The organism is Actinomadura graeca, assembly GCF_019175365.1.
GTDB classification, from domain to species: Bacteria; Actinomycetota; Actinomycetes; order Streptosporangiales; family Streptosporangiaceae; genus Spirillospora; species Spirillospora graeca.
This window is the reverse complement of record NZ_CP059572.1, coordinates 1,137,285-1,156,091: the sequence shown is the minus strand read 5'-3', so window position 1 is coordinate 1,156,091 and position 18,807 is coordinate 1,137,285. Positions and strand designations below refer to the sequence as shown.

Here is an 18,807-nt window from a genome sequence, read left to right as displayed (position 1 = left end):
CGTCTCAGGCGGACGGGAGGAGCGCGGCGCGGTGGCGGGCGAGGGCCAGCGCCGGGTAGCACGCCCCGGGCGGGGCCTCCGGGCCGTCCAGCGCGGCGCGGAGCCTCGCCCCGGCCACCGCCGCGCCGTACGGCTGGACGGTGCACAGCTCCGCCGCCACCGCCTGCCGGGCCGCCGCCATGAGCGCCGGGACGTCGCCGACGACCACGACCTCGGAGAGGACGCCGCCGTGCGTCAGCCGGACGGCCAGCGCGTGCGTCCCGGCCGGGCCCTGCCCCTCATGGCGGAACTCGCAGACCAGCCGGTCCCCGTCCAGCGGCCCTTCCTGGATCAGCCAGACCCCGCCGGGGGCGACACGGCCGAGCGACGCCTCCCACGGCGCGGGCGGGACGCCGCCGAGCGCGTCCGCAGCCCGTCCCGCCGCGCGGCGGGTCTCCGGCGGGCCGATCGCCGCCAGCGCCCGCAGGAACGCCCGCGCGCCCGGCGTCGCCGCCGCCCGCAGGCGGACGACCAGGTCGCCGAGCGCCGCGCGGCGCGCCCGCGCGTGCGGCGCCGCGGCCTCCAGGGTCCCGAGCCGCTCCGAGGTCCACACCTCCGCCCGCAGCGCGTCCGGCAGCGCGGGCAGGGCGGCCGCCTCCCGCACGTAGGCGTCGTAGACCTCACGGAGGCCGGGCAGCATCAGCGGAGGTCCGGGGGCCGGTCGGGTCGCGCTCACCGTCCCAGGCTAGGGGACGCCCACGGCGGGACGCGGCGCGCCGCCGGGCCGGTGCGGCCGGACGGGCGGCGCGCCGCGCGCGGCACTGCCCCTGGCCGGGTGGTGCTGGGCGGGACGCCTCAGGCGGGCACGGTCAGGATCGCGCGGCCGTCGCCCATCGTGCGGACCTCGAAGCGGCTGATGTCGCCGGGCTTGAGGGCCGTCCCGCCCTGCAGCATGAGCTGCCGCATGGGGGACCCGGGCAGCCCGTACCCCTTGGCGGGGACGGACCAGCCGGCGACGGTGTGCGGGCGGCCCGCCCCGTCCACGGCGACGAGCTGGCATTCCAGCGGTCCCTTGACCCTGGTCAGCAGCAGCCCGACCCGGCTGCCCCACATCCTCGGCTCCATCGCCACCGTCCCCGACACGCCGGTCCCGGCGTTGCCGGCGGTGAGCCGCTGCCCGTTCTGGAACAGCGCCTCCATGCCGTCCGGCGGCGGCGCGGCGGTGGTGCCGCCGCCGCGGTCGGCGCCGAGCGTGAACCCGGTGCCCAGCGCCCCGCCCAGCAGGACGATCCCGGCGGCCAGCCCGGCCAGCGCCCGTCCCGTGCGCCGCTTGCGCTCGCGGCGGGCACGGTGGCGCAGCAGGTCCGACACCACGGCGGGCGCGGGCGGCGCGGGCGGCGGCACCGACGGATCGGCGATCGGCGCGATCCCGTCCAGCGTGGCCGCGATCCCGCGCAGCGCGCCGAGCTCCTCCTGGCAGGACGCGCAGGCCGGCAGGTGCGCCTCGAACGCGCGCCGGTCGCGCTCCTCCAGCAGCCCGAGGGCGTAGGCGCCGACGTCGATGTGCAGCAGTTCCGCGCTCATGGCGTCACGCCCCTCTCCTCCAGGGCGACGCGCAGCGCCCGGAGCGCGTAGTAGACCCGGGACTTCACCGTGCCCACGGGGATGCCGAGATGCTTGGCGGCCTCGTTGACGGAACGGTCCCGGAAGAAGGTCTCGTTGAGGATCTCGCGGTGTGCGGGGGACAGCGCGAGGAGGGCTTCGGAGACGACGACCGAGCGCAGGAGGTCCTCCAACCCGTCGGGCACGCGCAGGTTCTCCAGCGGGCCCTCGCCCGCCTCCTGCGGCCGCGCGTTCTTGCGGCGCTGGTCGTCGATGACGATCCGGCGCGCGACCGTCGCCAGCCAGGGCAGCAGCGACGCCGCGTTCTCATCGAGCTGGTGGGCGCTGCGCCATGCCCGGATCATGGTCTCCTGCACCACGTCCTCGGCCCAGTGCCGGTCGCCGCCGGTGAGGCGGAGCACGAACGACAGCAGCGGCCGCCCGTACACCCGGTACAGCTCCGTCACGATCACCTGGTCGTCCACGCCCCCCGCGGGCGGCTGCCCGCGGAACCAGCTCCACGGCGAGGGGGGTTGCTCGCGGGCGGCCGGCGCTGCGGCCGGTGATCTACGGGCCATCGGTGTCTCCGGCTGGTGCGGGGGCGGGGACGGACTGCGCGGTGACCGTGAGCCAGGTGTCACGTTGGTGGGCAGTACGGCGGGGCGGGGCCGCGCGGTTCAATGAGGATCCGCGGAACCGGAGATCAGGCCGTCCGCCGTCGTCGATCCGATTGATCACTTACTTGTTCGCCACTAGTTCCTTACTCCGGGCGCCGGTGCCGCCGAGGCGGCGTCAGAGTTGGCGTCCATGAGGGCGCCCGGACGGAACGGCCGGTGCGGACGCCCGGGGCACGCGTCCATCGGCGGTACACCGGATAAGGAGGGAGTGCACCCGGCGTCACTCGTCTAACCTCACGGAAGTCCTCCACCAAGCAACACTCACTCCACATGTGGAGCGAATGTGGGCAACCGGCCCTCTTTGCTCGGTGGACGACCGAGGGGCGGATCGGGAGTGACGGGAAACGGGCAACATCAGCTGGTCTACCGGCTCCTTCTGGCGGTGGACATCCAGGGATACAGCAAGCGGGACGTGCGGGAGCAGTTGCTCGCGCAGCGCCAGCTGTCGGACGCGCTGGACCGGGCCGCGCGCGGTGTCGGCCTGGACCGCGCGCAGTGGGACAAGCAGGTGGGCGGGGACGGGGAACTGGCGACCCTGCCCGAAGGCGTCGATCCGGCGCCGGTGGCCGGCGACTTCGCGATCGGCCTCGCCGAGGCGCTCCGGGAGGTCAACGGCGAGGCGGCCGGAGGTCGCGGCCGGCTGCGGGTGCGGCTCGCGCTGCACCACGGCACGCTGATGGCCGGGCCGTTCGGGCCGGCCGGAGACGCGCCCATCGTCGTCCAGCGGCTGCTGGACGCGGGGCCGCTGCGGCGGCTGCTGGCCGAGGACGCGCACCGCGACCTGGCCTACGTCGTGTCGGACTCGCTGTTCGAGGACGTCGTGCAGACCGGGTTCTGCGCGCTGTCCCCGAGGGCGTTCCAGCCGATCAAGGTCACCGCGAAGGGCGCGGTGTTCCGCGGGTACATCCACACCGGGCGGATCGCCCGGGACGGTGACGCGGGCGGAGGAGAGCGCGGCGGGCCGGAGGACCGGCCCGCCGCCGACGCCCGGGTCTTCGACTTCCCGGCGCTGGTGGCGCGGTAGCGGCCGGTGCCCGCCGCCGGGAAGGGGAAGCCGCCGGGCGTCCGCGGGGTTGACCCCTCCTGACGGGCGACACTCGATGGAGGCGGACGATGACGGCCAACGCCGATAACGCGAGCAAGACGGAGAACACGGCCAACACGGGCAACGCGCACAACACCGACACGGGTGACACGGGTGACACCGCGCTGGCGAGGCTGCTGGCCGGGCGGGACCTCGGGGTGCTGGCCACCCTCAAGCGCGACGGGCGGCCCCAGCTGTCCAACGTCAACTACCACTTCGACGCGGGCCGCCGGCTCGTCCGGGTGTCGGTCACCGCCGACCGGGCCAAGGCCCGCAACCTGCGCCGCGATCCCCGGGCCAGCCTGCACGTCAGCTCGCCGGACGGCTGGTCGTGGGTGGTCGCCGAGGGCACCGCGGAGCTGTCGGAGGTCGCCGCCGACCCCGCCGACGCCGCCGTCGAGGAGCTCGTCGAGGTGTACCGCGACATCCGCGGCGACCACCCCGACTGGGACGACTACCGCCGCGTCATGGTCGCCGACGGCCGTCTCGTCGTTCGCCTGCACGTCGAACGGCTGTACGGGCAGGCCCGGGACTGACCGGCGACGGGCGGGCCGTCACCGGCGCCCGCGGGCCCGCGCCATCACCTCCCGGACGGCCGCGGGCGGCACGCCCAGGAACTCGGCGATCTGCTCCGGCGTGTGCTCGTGCAGGACGAGTTCCATGACCAGGCGCTCGCGGGGACGCAGCCGGCGCAGCCACTCGTCCTCCGGCACCGGGTCCGGCACGGGGCACGGCGCGGTGCCCGGCGCGCGCGGCGCGCCGGCGGCCGGGTCCGGTCCCGCCGGCCGCCCGCGCGGCGGCGCCACACGGCGGGCGGAGGCGTCGGGCGAATGCATCGGACCTCCCGGATGTCGGGGGCGCGGTCCTTCGAGCGTGACCGGAACGGCCCGCCCGCGATGAGTCGCGAGGCGCAGACGGCGCACCCGGGGGAGTGGCGTTCCGCGCGGGCGGGCATTGGTAGTCCGGCGGAGGCCGATCCCCTGTGGCGGGAGGATGTCCGGTGGGCGTGTCCCGGCTGCCGGAGCACCTGGAGGTGCTCCTGACCGACGAACCCGTGCTCGACGTGTACGCCGAGGGCCCGTGGAGGGTGCCCTCCGGCCTGTACGAGCGGCTGCGCGAGCGGGCGAGGGAGCTCGGCGGCGACCCGCGCGCGCTCGTCCTGGCGCGGCCGCTCAGCGACTTCTACGATCCCGGGACCGGCGTCGCCGGAGCCGAGCAGTGGTCGCTGCTGACGTTCCTGCTCGGCGCGTCCGCCGTGCGGGGCGGGTCGCGCGGCGACGTCGACTACGAGCTGCTGTCGGGCTTCCTCGCCGCGCCGGAGCCGGCCGTCCGCGACCCCGCCGCGTGGTTCACCCAGGGCGGGCGGTGGCGGCCGCCCGGGCTGTGGCTGCCCGAGCCCGCCGGCGACGACCCCGGGCGCCGCCTCGCGATGTACGGGCTGGCACGGGCGTGCCTGGACGTCTTCGAGGGCCTCGAACCCCTCGAACGGCGGCGCCGCGCGCTGGTCGCGCTGCACGAGCGGCGCACCGGCGGCCCGTCCCCGCTGGAGCGGGACGCGGCCGTCCCGCACGGCCTCCTGGAGGACGCGTGGGCCGCCGACGCACCGGAGGAGGTCCTCGACGCCCTGCCGGAGCTGGCCGGCCCGGTCGGCTACCTCGGCTGGGCGTGCGCCGGGCTCGCCGCCGCGCACGAGCGGCTCGGCGCCGCCGACGGCGCCCCGCCCCTGGACGGCGCGCTCGCGCGGCTGCTGCTCGCGGCGGGCGCCGACGACGTCCCCCCGCAGATGTCCGCCGCGGTCGGCGCGGCCCTCTACGAGAACCTGCGCGACCGGCTGGCCGCCCTGCGCGACGGCTTCGAGATCGGCGGCTGGCAGCGGGACGTGCGCGGCTGGCTGGCCCGCGGGCTCGTCGCCGGCGAGGCCGACGCCTGCCGCGCCTGGCTGGACATGGCCGTCCGGATCACCGGCGCCGTCCAGGGCCTGCCGGACGCCGCGACCAGCCCGGACTGCCGCGTGCCCGTCCGCGGGTTCCAGCTCGACCTGCGGAGGATGTTCGGCCGCCGCCGCGTCGCCAACCCGCTGTCCCGGAGGCTCACCGCCGGGCGGCGCGCCGGTGGCCCCGGGGACGCCGTGGCCGGTGGCGACCCGTTCGGCGGGATCCTCGGGCCCGCCGCGCTCGCCGGCGTCCTGCGCGACGCGGTCGCCGACGCCCACCGCCCCGTCCGCCTGCTGATCTGCGGGCCGGAGGGGTCGGGACGCCGGACGGCCGCCGCCGCGGTCGAGCGGGTGCTCGCCGGCGACGGCCGGGCCCGCGACGCGCTGCGCCTGTCCGACCAGGTGTTCGCCGACCTCGGCGTCAGCGACGCCGTCCTGTGGGTGCAGGCCCGCGTCGGGGAGTGCGCGGCGGCCGGGAACGTCCTGGTGATCCGCCACCTGGACGCGATCCTCGGCTACGACGCCGCGGGCCCCGCGGTCGTGGAGGAACTGCGCCGGGCCATGGCCGACCATCCCGGCCTGCACGTCGTCGCGCTGTGCCGGACGGGCGGCGAGGAGCGCCTGCTGGCCGCGAACCCGGCGCTCGTCCACGGGATGCGGATCGCCCGCACCGCCGACTTCGGCGTGCAGGACCACGCCGAGCTGTTCCGCCGCGCGGTCGGGACCGGGGGAGGGCGGGTCGAGCGGCGGGTGGCGCGCGCGGCCGGGGCGCTGCTCGTCCGCACGCCCGCGCAGCTCAACATGCGCAACGCCCGGCTGGCCGGGCACCTGGCGGAGGTGTGCCTGCAACGCGCCCGCCGGAGGACCGGCGCGCCCGCCGGCGCGGGCGTCGAGGTGACGGAGGCCGACCTGCCCGCCCGTCCCGCGCTGCCCGGCGCGGCCGCCGCCGACCCGCTCGCCGAGCTGGCCGCCTGCGTCGGCATCGCCTCGGTCAAGCGGGAGGTCCGCGCCCTGGTCGCGGAGGCGAAAGGCGCGCGGCTGCGGAAGGAGGCGGGGATGACCGCCCACACCCGGCCCCGGCACCTGACGTTCGCCGGGAACCCCGGCACGGGCAAGTCCACCGTCGCCGGGGTCCTCGGCCGCCTGTACGCCGAGCTGGGCGTGCTGCCGTCCGGGCACCTGGTCCGCGCCGAGCGCGCCGACCTCGTCGGCGCGCACGCGGGGGACGGCGCCGCCAAGATCCGCCGCGTGTTCGAGCGCGCGGCGGGCGGGGTGCTGCTGATCGCCTGCGCGGACCCGCTCGACCCCGCGGCGTCCGCGCGCGACGCCGAGGCCGCCGACGCGCTCGCCGCCGCGATCGAGTCCTGCCCGGACGACCTGGTCGTCGTCCTCAGCGGCCCCGGGTCCGGGCACGGCGGGCTCCTCGCCGCGCGCCCCGCGCTGGCCCGGCTGTTCCCGACCACCGTGCGGTTCCCCGACCTGAGCGACGCCGAGCTGGTCACGGTGTTCGCCGCCCGGGCCGCCGCCGACCGGTTCCTGCTCGCGCCGGGCGTGCTCGACCGCGTCCGCGAGCTGGTCGCGTCCGGGCCGCCCGCCGCGCGGCCCGGCAACGCCCGGCTCATGGCCGCGCTGCTGGAGCGCACCGTCGCCCGGCAGGCGCTGCGCGTCATGACCGGCCCGGACGAGGACGAGTCGCTGGACATGCTCGTCCCCGACGACGTCCCCGCCTCCCTCGCGCCCGTCGGCCGGGTCGAGCCCGCCGACGACCCGCTCGCGGAGATCGACCGGCTCGTCGGCCTCGGCGCCGTCAAGCAGGAGGTCGGGCTGCTGGTCGCCGAGGCCCGCACCGAGCGGCTGCGCCGCGACGCCGGGATCACCGCCGCGCGCCCGACCCGGCACATGGTCTTCACCGGCAACCCCGGCACCGCCAAGACGACCGTCGCGCGGCTGCTCGCCGACGTCTACGCCCGGCTGGGGCTGCTGTCGTCGGGGCACCTGGTCGAGGTCTCCCGTGCCGACCTGGTCGCCGAGTTCGTCGGGCAGACCGCGCCGCGCGTGCGGGCCGCCGTGGAGAGCGCGCTCGGCGGCGTGCTGTTCGTGGACGAGGCGTACGCGCTGCACGCCCCCGGCGCCGACTTCGGCCCCGAGGCGGTCGCCGAGCTGCTGCGGCTGATGGAGGAGCACCGCCACGACCTCGTGGTGATCGTCGCCGGGTACGACCGGGAGATGCGCGAGTTCCTGGCCTGCAACCCCGGCCTGGCGTCCCGCTTCCCGCGGGTGCTGCGCTTCCCCGACTACACCGACGACGAGCTCACCGAGATCTTCGCGGCGATGGCCGCCGACGCCGGGTTCCGCGTCCCGCCGGGCGCGCTGGCCGCCGTCCGCAGGCTGCTGCCCCGCCGCGGCCGAGGCGCCCGGTTCGGCAACGCCCGCGAGATGCGCAACCTGCTCGACCGGGCGGTCGCCGTCCAGGCCCGGCGGATCACCGCCCCCGGCGGCGCGGAGGACGGGCCGCCCGACGGCGAGGCGGTCCGGACGCTGCGCCGCGCCGACATCGAGGCCGCCGCCGAGGCCGCCCCCGCCGCCGACGGCCCCGGCCACTACCTCTGAGCCACGCACCTCTGAACGCGGGCGCCGCCGCGGACGAAGGTGCGGGCCGAGAGCACCCCGCAGTTCTCTCGGCCCGCACGAACCTGGACGGTCCCCCTCAGTCGAGGTCGGGACCGTAGACCTCCCACAGCTCCCCGGCGAAGAACCTGCCGAAGCTGACCAGCTTCCCGGCACCGCCCGGCCCGGTCGTGCGGAACGTCGTCAGTTGCCGGGCGAAGTCGGTGAGCTGGATGTGCAGGACCCCCGCGGCCAGCACCTCCGCGCCGTCCTCGGCGTGCTCGCCGACGTGGCCCCGCAGGATCCGGACGTACAGCGTGGACGTGTCGGGCCAGATCCGCGTCGGCGGGCCGTGCAGCACGTTCTTGTGGCCGACCAGGGTGCGGGGCCGGTTCTCGCCGTCGGTGAAGTACAGCCGGTACCTCATCAGCCGACGATCCTCCGCGCCACCCGGCGCGAACAGGTTGAACCAGCCCCGCCGGACGGGACGCCGGCCCCCGCGGCCAGCGGCGTCGATCCATCCCTCGGCCCTCGCGGCGTGCTCGGGCTCGGCCAGGAAGCGGTCGGTGTCCTCGGCGGTGATCGTCAGCCGGAACGCCAGCCGCACGCGCTCGTCCGCGAGTTCCCCCGCCCGCGGATCGGTCACGCCATAGGTGACGAACCCCTTCATCTCCTCGGTGAACGACAGCGACGTACGGTCCAGGGCCACGGCGATCGATCCCCCGACGCCGCCGCGGCCCTCCGGAACCGGTTCGCTCCGGGGGAGGGGCGTGATCGTCCCCCCGCCGGAACGCGGACCGTACGCCGTGCCGTTCCCCGGAACGCCCCCCGCCCCGTCAGGCGGGCCGGCCCCCCCGGCCGGCCCGGCCCCCGTGTCGTCGGGGACGGAGACCACCGTGCCCGCACCCCCGCGTGCGGGCACGCCCTCCAGCAGCCGCGTGGCCAGGCGATCGGCCTGCGCGGCGATGGTGAGCGAGGGATTCGGGCCCACCGGCCCGGGCATCGCCGCCCCGTCGGCGATGTAGAGGCCCGGGAACCCGAACACCTCGCCGAAGGCGTCGCAGACGCCCTCGTCCTTGGTGGCGCCCATCGGCGCCCCGCCCAGCGGATGGACGGTGATGATGCGCTTGCGGAACCACATCGGGTTGTCCGCGTACTCCGCGCCGAGCACGTCCGCGATGCCCTGCATCGTCTTGCGGACGCGCCTGAAGTGCTCCTCGCTGGTCCGCGAGGTCCAGTCGGCGGCCAGCCGCCCCTCCCGCAGGTGCAGCCGCCCGTCCGCGATGTCGCGGCCCATGCCGAGCAGCGGCAGCGAGCTGACCGTCAGCGCCCCGTCGCCGATCAGGTCCGACAGCTCCTGGGACAGGTTCGTGTCCGGCGCGTCCTTGAAGAACTCGGTGAACCGGTTCCACAGGAACTTCACCGCGCGCTCGATCTCGTTCCCGGCGTCGAAGCCCTGGATGATCCAGTCCGCGAACCCCGGGTAGCCGCCGTCCTCGATGTAGGCGCCGCGGCCCGCGCCGGGCACGGCGTCCAGCTCGTCCGCCAGCCGGATCGCGCTGGTGATCACCGGGCCGCGCGCGGCGTCCAGCGGCCGGACCCGGTTGCGGTCCTTGGCCTTCAGCAGGAACGTCAGCAGGTCGCCGTTGCCGCTGAACCGGGTGCCGAGCGCCCGGCTCAGCCCCGGGAACGCCTTCCGCGACTTCAGCAGCAGGAACGTCGTGCCGTACGTGCCGGCGCCCAGGACCAGCCGGTCGCACGACATCGTCACCACCGGCGGGCGGGCCTTCTTCGCGGTCAGGTCGGTGTGGTGGACGTAGTCGACCTCGTACCCGCCGCCCGGCCGCGGCCGGATCGCCTTCACCTCGCGGGAGGTGCGGATGTCGGCGCCGTGGTGCGCCGCCGCCGACAGGTAGGTGTGGTCGAGGCTGTTCTTCGCGCCCTCGTTGCAGCCGATGTTGCACTCGCCGCACAGCTTGCACGTCCGGCGGCCGACGCCGTGGATGTTGCGGTGCCCGGCATCGGCGATCGGCAGGCTCAGCCCGGGCGCGCCCCCCGGCGTGGCGGAGAAGCTCACCGCGAGCGGCGGCAGCGTGCACTGCAGCCCCAGCTCCGCGGCCGCGTCCTGCATCGCGTGCGCCTTCGGGGTGTCGTCGAACGGCGGGCGGTCCAGCGGGTAGGGGGCCGCGCCGAGCATCCGCTCCACCACGTCGTAGTGCGGATCGAGGTCGGCGCGCGAGATCGGCCACGACTCGTACCCGCCGCCCGGCAGCGGCTCGTCGTGGACGAACCAGCGCTCGTCCTTGCGCAGGAGCACGCTGGCGTAGATCAGCGAGCCGCCGCCGAGCCCCGCCGACACGACCGAGTCGCACCCCTTGAAGGACCACACGTCGAACATGCCGTACAGGCCCGCGGCCGGGTCCCAGAACGCGCGTCCCATCTGCTGCGGCGAGCGCGGGAAGCTGCCGGGCGGGTACGGCTGGCCGCGCTCCAAGAGCACGACCGACCGTCCGGCCTCGGCCAGCCGGTACGCGGCGACCGAGCCGCCGAATCCGGAGCCGATGACCACGGCGTCCACGTGTTCCATACCAGTCACCAGTCAGTGGGCTTTCCGCTAGTGCGCCGCCGGGACCTCATGCGCTGTGCCGCTTGAGGAAGTCGACGATGCGCGGGAAGACGTCGATGTAGGAGTTCTTTCCGATCAGGGGGTCGAGGTGCCCGTAGCCGGGCAGCACCGCCAGCTCGTGGCGTCCGGGCGCGGCCCTCTCCAGGATCTTGTGGAGGTGGACGTTGGAGTCGGTGAAGACCCGGTTGCGGTCGGGGGCGAGCAGCAGCAGGGGCGTCCGCACGTCGGCCGCGTTCTGCAGGTAGTCGCGCGGCAGGCCCGCGTAGCGCGCGTCGTCCGGCGCGTATTTCACGGCGCGTCCGGAGGAGACCATCTTGCGGACGTGCCGGTAGTAGTGCAGGCCCGACGCCGAGCAGATGTCGGCGACCCGCGCGTGCGTCTCGGGCAGCAGGTTGGAGTGCTCGTACATCGCCGGCTTGCCCGAGCCCCACTGGAAGCTCTGCATGTGGCAGGCGCGCTCCCTGCACTCGCCGTGGAAGAGCGACACCGCGCGCGAGAGCATCCACGGGCGGGTGAGGAACGGGGCGTCGCCGAACCTCGGGTCGAGGAACGGGAGGCCGACGACGTACTCCAGCAGCCACGTCCCGAGGGACAGCTTCACCTTCGAGAAGGCCGGCACCCGCGGTGTCAGCGACACGCTGTTGCAGGTCAGGGTGGTGATGCCGTCGACCGCGCCGGCGAACAGGCTCATCGAGAACGACACCGCGCCCAGGCAGTGCGCGATGACGTGCACCCGGCGGTCGCCGACGTGCCTGCGCAGCTCCTTCAGCGTGGCCGGGAAGTCGTACAGCGCGATGTCGTCCAGGGTGTAGCGGTGCGTCTCGGCGTCGTAGGGGAAACGGCCGCTCATCCGGAAGTCCACGGCCCAGACGTCCCCGAAGCCGTTGTCGAGCAGGTGGCTCGTCAGGTTCCGGTGCTCGGGCATGATGTAGACGTCGCTCGCGGAGGTGAGGCCGTGGACGAGCAGGACGACGTCCTCGCCCTCCGTGCGCAGGAAGCGCGTCAGGCTGAGCCCGAGACCGTCCCCCGTCGCGAACGGGTGCACCGATACTTCGGCGTCCGACACGCCTTCGTGCGTGAAACGCGTGATCGTCCGTGTCATGTCCTTCACCTCCGTCGTTCCGGAACGATGATGCTGTGACCGGCTTAATCGGGCCATCGTGGTAAACCCGTACTTTGCCCCCGAGCCCGGTCAGCAGGTACGGAGCGGTTCCGCGTGGGCATACGTAACGTCTGTGACGCACGGAGTCGGGCAGAGGTTCTGGAACCGGTAGCGCGTGGCGTAAACAGGACAGAATCGAACGGTCCACATCGTTTCAGCCGACCGAATCCGGGAAGCGGTCAGCCGCCCTGGCCGTCCGCGTCGGCCTCGGTGCGTGTCAGCGCGCTCACCACGCCGACGCGCGAGTTCACCCCGAACTTGGCGAAGATGTGCGACAGGTGCGTCTCCACGGTGCGGATGCTGACGAACAGCCGCTCGGCGATCTGGGAGTTGGAGCACCCCTCGACGACCAGCGTGGCCACCTCGTACTCGCGCTTGGACAGCCCGCCGGGGAGCCCGGAGCTGCGGCCGCCCTTGGTCGGCACCCGCACGCCGATCCGGCGCTGCTCGCGGACGGCCTGGGCGTGCAGCGTCCGCGCGCCGCAGCCGGAGAAGATCCCGGCCGCCGTGCGCAGCTGCTCGCGGGCGGCGGCGCGGTCGTCGGCCTCGGCGTAGGCGGTGCCGGCGCGCAGCCGGGCGCGGCCGGTCTCGATCTGGTGCCCGGCCGTCTCGAACATCTCCGCCGCCGTGAGGGCCTCCCGCGCGGCCTCCGCCGGGTCGGTGAGCTGCAGGGCGTGCGCCCGGGCCAGGTGCGCCAGCGCGTTGTGGGCCTCCATGCCGGGGATGACGAAGCCCTCGGTGCGCTTGACCCACTCCATCGCCTCGTCGGCGCGGCCGCGGCCGGCCTCCAGGCCCGCCATCGTCTCGCACAGCGACAGGTGCGTCCGCTGGTCCAGCGGCCCGCCGAACGCGGCCTGGACGGCGCCGGCCGCGTCGTCGGGCCGGCCGAGGCCGATCAGCGCCATCGCGCGCGCGTAGCGGGCCATCGACCCCCACCACTCGCCGACGCCCGCGCCGATCTCGATGGCCTCCTCGGCGAGCCGCAGCGCCGAGTCGTCGTCGCCCGACCAGCCCGCCACGAGGCTCTGCTGGGTCAGCGCGAACACCAGCTGCTGCCCGGAGTTCAGCAGCCGGGCCTCCTCCACGGCCTCCTCGGCGGCGCCCGCGGCCTCCTCCAGCCGCCCGAGCATCCCGTAGGCGCGGGCCTGGCCCGCCCTCAGGTTGGTCACGATGTAGAGCTGCCCGGTCGCGCGCGCGACGGTGACGGCGCGCTGGAACCGGTCGGCCGCGCTGAGGAAATGGCCCATGAACGTCGAGGCCCAGCACAGCCAGGCGATGGCGTCCATCCACTCCGCCAGGTGCTCGTCGGGCGCCGCGTCGACCAGCACCCCGGCCGCCTCCAGGTACCGCAGCGCGTCCTCGATGCGCCCCGCCGCGAGCGCGGGCATCGGGCGCAGCGCGGCGACCGCGAGCTTCAGGCCGGGCTCCCAGTCCTCGGAGTCGTCGGGCATCAGGTCCAGCACCGCCTGCGCGGCGCGGAAGTCGATGCGCATCATCCGCTCGGCGACCAGCCGCATCCGCAGCGGCACCGCGGCGGGCGAGCGGGGGTCGGGCATGCGGCGCAGCTCGTCCAGCAGCAGGGCGCGGGCCTCGTGCGGCCGGTCGAGCTGCCGCTCCATCAGCGCGGCGAGCCGGGCCGCGCGCGCCCGGCGCTCGTAGTCGTCCTCCGGCAGCATCTTCAGCACGTTGCGCGCGGTCTCGCGGCCCTCGGTCAGGTGGCCGCCGACGGTCTGGACCTGCGCCAGCTCCATCATCAGCTCCAGCCGCGACGGCAGGACGGGACCGCCGGGCTCCGCGGGCAGCGGCGTCTCCGGCCGCGTCTCCGGCATCAGCCGCAGCGCCGACTGCAGCCAGTGCGCGGCGGTCGCCGGCGCCTGCGTGGCGAACGCGCGCGCCGCCTCCACCAGCGTCGCGATGGCGACCCTGTCGCCGGCCCGCCCCGACCGCTCGATGTGCCGGGCGCGGACGGCGGCGGGCGCGCCGATCTCGGTGAGGTAGGCCGCGATCCGGCCGTGCGCCGCCAGCCGCCACCCGGCCGCGGCGGAGCGGTAGGCGGCGTGCCGGACGAGCGGATGCCGGAACCGGAACCGCTCGGCCCGGGGCCGCACGATGTCGCGGGCGACCAGCTCGTCCAGCGCCGCCAGCGCCGTCTCCTCGCCCACCTCGGCCGCCGCGGCGGCCAGCAGCGGCGGGAACTCGTCGGCCGCCACCGCCGCGCTCTGCGCGATCAGCAGCGCGTTCGGCGACAGCCCGCTCAGCTCCAGCTGGAGCGCGGCGCGCACGGCGGGCGGCAGGTCGCCGCCTGGCTCGCCGGCGGTCAGCGGCTCCCGGCTGCGGGCCAGCGCCTCCAGGTAGAACGGGTTGCCGCCGCTCGCCTTGTACAGCTCGCGGCAGCGGGCCCCGCTGACCTGCGGGCCGAGCAGCTCGGCGACCTCGGACTCGGTCAGCGGCTCCACCGACAGCCGGTGCCCGCCCACCGCCTGCACCGACGCCTGCACCAGCGCGGCGAGCCGCGCCGACGCCTGCGCCGGGCGGTAGGCGAGCGCGATCAGCACCCGGGCGCGCGGCGGATGCCGGACGAGATGGTCCAGCAGCTCGATCGTCGCGTCGTCGGCCCAGTGGACGTCGTCGACGATCAGCACCAGGCCCGACGGCGCGGCCAGCTCCTCCAGCAGGTGCCGCACCGCCCGGTACAGCTGGTAGCGGGCGACGGGCGTCGTCTCCGGGCCGCCGCCGGGCGCCGCGCCGGGCAGGCCGTCGCCGAGGACCGTGGACAGCGCGGGGAACACCGGGGCCAGCAGCCGGACCGTCGCCGGATTGAGGTCGGGGAAGTGGTCCTCAAGATGGTCGTCGAGCGCGTCGACGATGGCGCCGAACGGCATTTCCTGCTCGAACTCGGCCGCGCGCCCGGACAGCAGGCTCAGCTTCCGCGCGTCCGCCGCCGCCGACAGCTCGCTCAGCAGCCGGGTCTTGCCCGCGCCCGGCTCCCCGACCAGGGCCAGGAAACGGAAGGAGGCGGACGCGGCGGCGTCCAGGGCCTCCTCGAATTCGCGGAGGACGGACCGCCGTCCGACCAGGGGAACGCCGTTCCCGGGCGCTGTGCCCTGCCGGGTCGTACGACCCTCCATGTCCACACCCCAACAGCGACAGGCGGTCGATGCGCCATTACCTGAGAATCCGCCGGATTTACCCTATAGGGTCATTCGTCAATAAGGCGGGACAACGCACCCCATCCCTGCGGCCTGGCCCCTACAGGCCAGCCTCTCCCGTGACCATGTTGTTCATAGCTATCAACCGTCGCCGGGCGCCCCATGTCAACCTCGGGGAGGTAAACCGTTCCGCGCTCGTCACCCCCCGTACCCCGTCCGGCCGGCCGGCTCAGCCGGTCAGGCGCGCCCATGAGCGGCGCGGGGAGTCGGCGACGCGGCTCAGCGCCACCACCGCCGCGGGCGGGCGCGCCGACCGCGGGCCGCCGAGCCCGCGCATGAAGGACAGCTGTTCGAGGGTGGGAGGGCCGAGCGCGAGGCTGCGCCGCGTCGCGGCGGCGGCGTCCGCGCGGCCCGTCCGGACGAGGTAGGCGGCGGCCATCGCACCGGTCCGCCCGACGCCCGCGCCGCAGTGCACGAACACCGGGCCCCGGGCCCGGCCCACCTCCGCCAGGAAACGCTCGACCTGCGCGGGGGACGGGGCCTGCCCGTCCCGCATCGGGATCCGCACGACCGTCAGCCCGGCCCGGCCGGGACGGGCGAGGACCTCGGCGGGCAGATCCTCCGCGCGCAGGTCCACGACCGTCCGCACGCCCTGGGAGGCGAGCCACCGGTACCCGTCGCCGGTGGGGGCCGCCCCGCGCCAGAGGTGCCCGTCGACCACCGCGAACTTCCCGATCCCGGGGACGTCGCGCGTCCCCGCCCGCGCCGCGTCGTCCGCCCGGGCGGATCCGCTCATCCCGAGGATCGTCAGGCTCACGCCCATCCACGCCAGCGCGTAGACCGTCGCCCCGCCGATCAGCGACCACCCGAGGATCCGCCGGCGCCATCGCATCCGCAGAGCATAACCGCGGCCCGCCGGTGCCGGACGCGGACCGGCGGGTCACCCCGCGAGCAGCACCTCCAGGATCCGCGGCCCGTGCACGCCCTCGACGCGGGACAGCTCGATGTCGCTCGTCGCGGACGGCCCCGACACCAGCGTCAGGGGGCGGAGCGGGTCGAGCCGCTCCAGGGCCTCGGGGACGTCGGCGGCGACCTGGCCCGCCCGCACGACGATCAGATGGAAGTCCGGGACGAGCGACAGCGCGCGCGGCCCCTGGTCCGGGCCGTGGTCGAGGACGATCGTGCCCGTCTCGGCGATGGCGGCCGCGCAGGCGGTGACGGCGCCGGCCAGCCCGTCCAGGTCCCGGACGGGCGGGTCGCGGACGACGCGGGCGCCCGCCGTCCACGCGGCGGGGAGCCCGGCCGGGACCGCGACGGCGCCCGGCCGCGCGGACAGCCGCCCGGTGACCGCCGCGGGGAGGTCCGCCTCGGGCACGCGCAGGACGGCCGCGCGGTAGTCGGCGACCCGCGCGGCGAACAGGTCGAGCACGCCCTCGCCGTGGTGGCGGCGCAGGTAACCCCGTTCGATCCGGCCGTAGGAGGCCGCGATCTCGGCCTCCGGACGCCCGGGCGCGGCCCGCTCGATCCGCCGCAGGATCTCCTCCCGCGCGCTCACGATCCCACCCGCCCGCCCGAGCCGCGTCCGCCGCCGGAGTCACCTCCGCCGCCGCCGTGAGCGCCGCCGTCCGTGGCGCCGTTCGCCCCGCTGTTCGTGCCGCCGTGAGCGCTGCGGATGCCGCCGCCGTCGGTGCCGCCGTCTGCCCTGGTGTGGGTGTCGTCGCCGTCGGTGCCGCCGTGGGTGCGTGCCCACCAGGCGCGGAACGACTCGGGGGGTGGCGCGGGTGCGTCGCGGGTCTCGGTCCACGCGGCGAGCGGGCCGGGCAGCCGCCGGATCCGGCCGCGGCGGGCGATCAGGCGGCGGGACGCGGACGCGGCGCGCTGGGCCGGCGCCAGGCGGGCGGAGGAGCGCAGCACCCACCCGGCGGCCGCCATCGCGGCGCGCTCCAGCGGGCGCCGCGGCCCCTGCTCCACCACGCGGGACCGCAGGTGCACGAGCACCTCGGGGATGTCGATCGCGACCGGGCATGCGTCCAAGCACGCCCCGCACAGCGACGACGCGTAGGGCAGCGAGGCGTCGAGCTCCGATCCGACGCCCCTGAGCTGCGGCGACAGGATCGCGCCGATCGGCCCCGGGTAGGGCGAGCCGTAGGCGTGGCCGCCCGCGCGCCGGTACACCGGGCACACGTTGAGGCACGCCGAGCAGCGGATGCAGCGCAGCGCCTGCCGCCCGACGCCGTCGGCGAGGACGTCGGAGCGGCCGTTGTCGAGCAGCACCAGATGGACGTCGCGCGGCCCGTCGCCGGGGTGGACGCCCGTCCAGGCGGAGGTGTAGGGGTTCATCCGCTCGGCCGTGGACGAGCGGGGGAGCAGCTGGAGGAACACCTCCAGGTCCCGCCAGGTCGGCACGACCTTTTCCACGCCCATCACCGAGATGAGCGTCTCGGGGAGCGTCAGGCACATCCGCCCGTTCCCCTCCGACTCCAGGACGACGAGCGTCCCGGTGTCGGCCACGGCGAAGTTCACGCCCGAGATCGCGACCTTCGCCGACAGGAACTTGGCGCGCAGGTACCGCCGGGCGGCCTCGGCCAGCGCGGCGGGCTCGTCCGTCAGGCCCTCCGGCGCGCCGTCCATGGCGCGCAGGAATATGTCGCGGATGTCGGACCGGTTCCGGTGGATCGCCGGGACGAGCAGGTGCGAGGGCCGGTCGCCGCCGAGCTGGACGATCAGCTCGGCGAGATCGGTCTCCCACACCGTCACGCCCTCCGCGGCGAGCGCCTCGTTCAGCCCGATCTCCTGGGTGGCCATCGACTTGACCTTGACGACCTCGGTCTCGCCGGTCGCCCGCACCAGCCCGGCGACGATCCGGTTCGCCTCGGCGGCGTCCCGCGCCCAGTGCACGGTCCCGCCGGCCGCCGTGAACCTCTCCTCCAGCAGCCGCAGGTAGTGCCCGAGGTCCGCGAGGACGTGGTCCTTGATCTGCCGTCCCGACGCGCGGAGCGCGGCCCAGTCCTCCAGCTCCGCGACGGCGGCGGCGCGGCGCCCGTTGATCGTGCCGGTGGCGCGGGCCAGGTTGGCGCGCAGCCGCGCGTCGTCCACCGCGCGCGACGCCGCGTCCGGGAAGGACGGCATCCCGAGGTAGGTGGGCATCGCGGTCACAGCGGGTCCTCCTCGGTGGAGGCCAGGATCTCGGCCAGGTGGACGGTCCGGACCCCCGCGCGGGTGCGGCTGAGCGCGCCGCCGATGTGCGCCAGGCAGGAGTTGTCGGCCGCGCACAGCGCCTCGGCCCGCGTCCCGCGGACGGCGGCGACCTTGTCGGCGCACATCGCGGCCGACACCGCGGCGTTCTTCAGCGCGAACGTCCCGCCGAACCCGCAGCACTCGGCGGCGTCCGGGAGGCCGGCGAGGTCGATGCCGCGGACCCGGCGCAGCAGCCGCAGCGGCCGGTCGCCGACGCGCAGCATCCGCAGCGAGTGGCAGGTGGGGTGGTAGGCGACGCGGTGCGGGAAGTACGCGCCGACGTCGGTGACGCCGAGCACGTCCACGAGGAACTCCGACAGCTCGTACACGCGGGACGCGACGCCGGACGCGCGCGGCGCCAGCCGGGGGTGCCACTCGCGGACCATCGCGCCGCAGGACGCCGACGGCGTCACCACCGCCTCGTAGGGCGCGAACGTCTCGGCGAACCCCTTCACCATGCGGACGGCCTGCCGCCGGTACCCGGTGTTGAGGTGCATCTGGCCGCAGCATGTCTGCGCCCGCGGGAAGTCCACGTCGTGCCCGAGCCTGCGCAGCAGCCGCACCACCGCCCGTCCCGTCGCCGGATACAGGGTGTCGTTCACGCAGGTGACGAAAAGCGCGATCTTCAACCGCCGCCTCCCCTCACGCCCGCCCGACGTCGTCCTACCCGATCGGTGCCGCGGCAGTCAGGGAACGGCCGGTGCCCGGACCGTGCGCTGAGCGCACCGTCCCCACCCGGGCCACCGGCCGT

At 75.7% G+C, this 18,807-nt stretch carries 14 protein-coding genes; 3 read left to right on the top strand and 11 right to left on the bottom strand.

Annotation, left to right across the window (positions count from 1 at the left end):
• Positions 1–4: 4 nt before the first annotated feature.
• The 3 genes from AGRA3207_RS05435 to AGRA3207_RS05425 all read right to left on the bottom strand — a co-directional run bounded on the left by AGRA3207_RS05435 (position 5) and on the right by AGRA3207_RS05425 (position 2,159).
• Positions 5–715, bottom strand: coding sequence for a hypothetical protein (locus AGRA3207_RS05435; protein ID WP_231333448.1), 711 nt, complete (start codon positions 713–715; stop codon positions 5–7).
• A gap of 119 nt (positions 716–834) precedes the next feature.
• Positions 835–1,563: an anti-sigma factor family protein gene (locus AGRA3207_RS05430; protein WP_231333447.1), complete on the bottom strand. Its 729-nt coding sequence runs from the start codon at positions 1,561–1,563 to the stop codon at positions 835–837.
• On the bottom strand, positions 1,560–2,159 hold the full coding sequence (locus tag AGRA3207_RS05425; protein ID WP_273700008.1) for a sigma-70 family RNA polymerase sigma factor: 600 nt from the start codon (positions 2,157–2,159) through the stop codon (positions 1,560–1,562). Before AGRA3207_RS05425 ends, AGRA3207_RS05430 begins: the two co-directional genes overlap by 4 nt.
• 433 nt (positions 2,160–2,592) lie before the next feature.
• Between AGRA3207_RS05425 and AGRA3207_RS05420 the strand changes: the two genes are divergently transcribed.
• Positions 2,593–3,282, top strand: coding sequence for a nucleotidyl cyclase domain-containing protein (locus AGRA3207_RS05420; protein WP_231333446.1), 690 nt, complete (start codon positions 2,593–2,595; stop codon positions 3,280–3,282).
• An 89-nt stretch (positions 3,283–3,371) separates the two neighbouring features.
• Positions 3,372–3,878: a PPOX class F420-dependent oxidoreductase gene (locus AGRA3207_RS05415; RefSeq protein WP_231333445.1), complete on the top strand. Its 507-nt coding sequence runs from the start codon at positions 3,372–3,374 to the stop codon at positions 3,876–3,878.
• 18 nt (positions 3,879–3,896) lie between these two features.
• Here AGRA3207_RS05415 and AGRA3207_RS05410 read toward each other — a convergent pair whose 3' ends face one another.
• On the bottom strand, positions 3,897–4,178 hold the full coding sequence (locus tag AGRA3207_RS05410; RefSeq protein WP_231333444.1) for a sigma factor-like helix-turn-helix DNA-binding protein: 282 nt from the start codon (positions 4,176–4,178) through the stop codon (positions 3,897–3,899).
• A 164-nt stretch (positions 4,179–4,342) separates the two neighbouring features.
• Between AGRA3207_RS05410 and AGRA3207_RS05405 the strand changes: the two genes are divergently transcribed.
• Entirely contained in the window at positions 4,343–7,885 is a 3,543-nt protein-coding gene (locus tag AGRA3207_RS05405) for an AAA family ATPase (protein WP_231333443.1), read from the top strand.
• Positions 7,886–7,982: 97 nt separating this feature from the next.
• Here the strand turns inward: AGRA3207_RS05405 and AGRA3207_RS05400 are convergent, their stop codons facing one another.
• From AGRA3207_RS05400 to AGRA3207_RS05370, 7 genes are all read right to left on the bottom strand, one after another.
• Positions 7,983–10,469 (bottom strand): GMC oxidoreductase, encoded by a 2,487-nt coding sequence (locus AGRA3207_RS05400; protein ID WP_231333442.1) that lies wholly within the window; start codon positions 10,467–10,469, stop codon positions 7,983–7,985.
• Between the two features lie 46 nt (positions 10,470–10,515).
• Positions 10,516–11,610, bottom strand: coding sequence for an alpha/beta hydrolase (locus AGRA3207_RS05395; RefSeq protein ID WP_231333441.1), 1,095 nt, complete (start codon positions 11,608–11,610; stop codon positions 10,516–10,518).
• Between the two features lie 239 nt (positions 11,611–11,849).
• Entirely contained in the window at positions 11,850–14,798 is a 2,949-nt protein-coding gene (locus tag AGRA3207_RS05390; protein ID WP_231333440.1) for a helix-turn-helix transcriptional regulator, read from the bottom strand.
• A 250-nt stretch (positions 14,799–15,048) separates the two neighbouring features.
• Entirely contained in the window at positions 15,049–15,711 is a 663-nt protein-coding gene (locus tag AGRA3207_RS05385) for a fused DSP-PTPase phosphatase/NAD kinase-like protein (RefSeq protein ID WP_231333439.1), read from the bottom strand.
• Between the two features lie 48 nt (positions 15,712–15,759).
• Positions 15,760–16,374, bottom strand: a complete 615-nt coding sequence (locus AGRA3207_RS05380; RefSeq protein ID WP_231333438.1) for a LutC/YkgG family protein — start codon at positions 16,372–16,374, stop codon at positions 15,760–15,762.
• Entirely contained in the window at positions 16,371–17,966 is a 1,596-nt protein-coding gene (locus AGRA3207_RS05375) for a lactate utilization protein B (RefSeq protein ID WP_231336238.1), read from the bottom strand. The genes AGRA3207_RS05380 and AGRA3207_RS05375 overlap by 4 nt, the downstream gene beginning before the upstream one ends.
• A 5-nt stretch (positions 17,967–17,971) precedes the next feature.
• Entirely contained in the window at positions 17,972–18,685 is a 714-nt protein-coding gene (locus AGRA3207_RS05370; RefSeq protein WP_231333437.1) for a (Fe-S)-binding protein, read from the bottom strand.
• Positions 18,686–18,807: the final 122 nt, after the last annotated feature.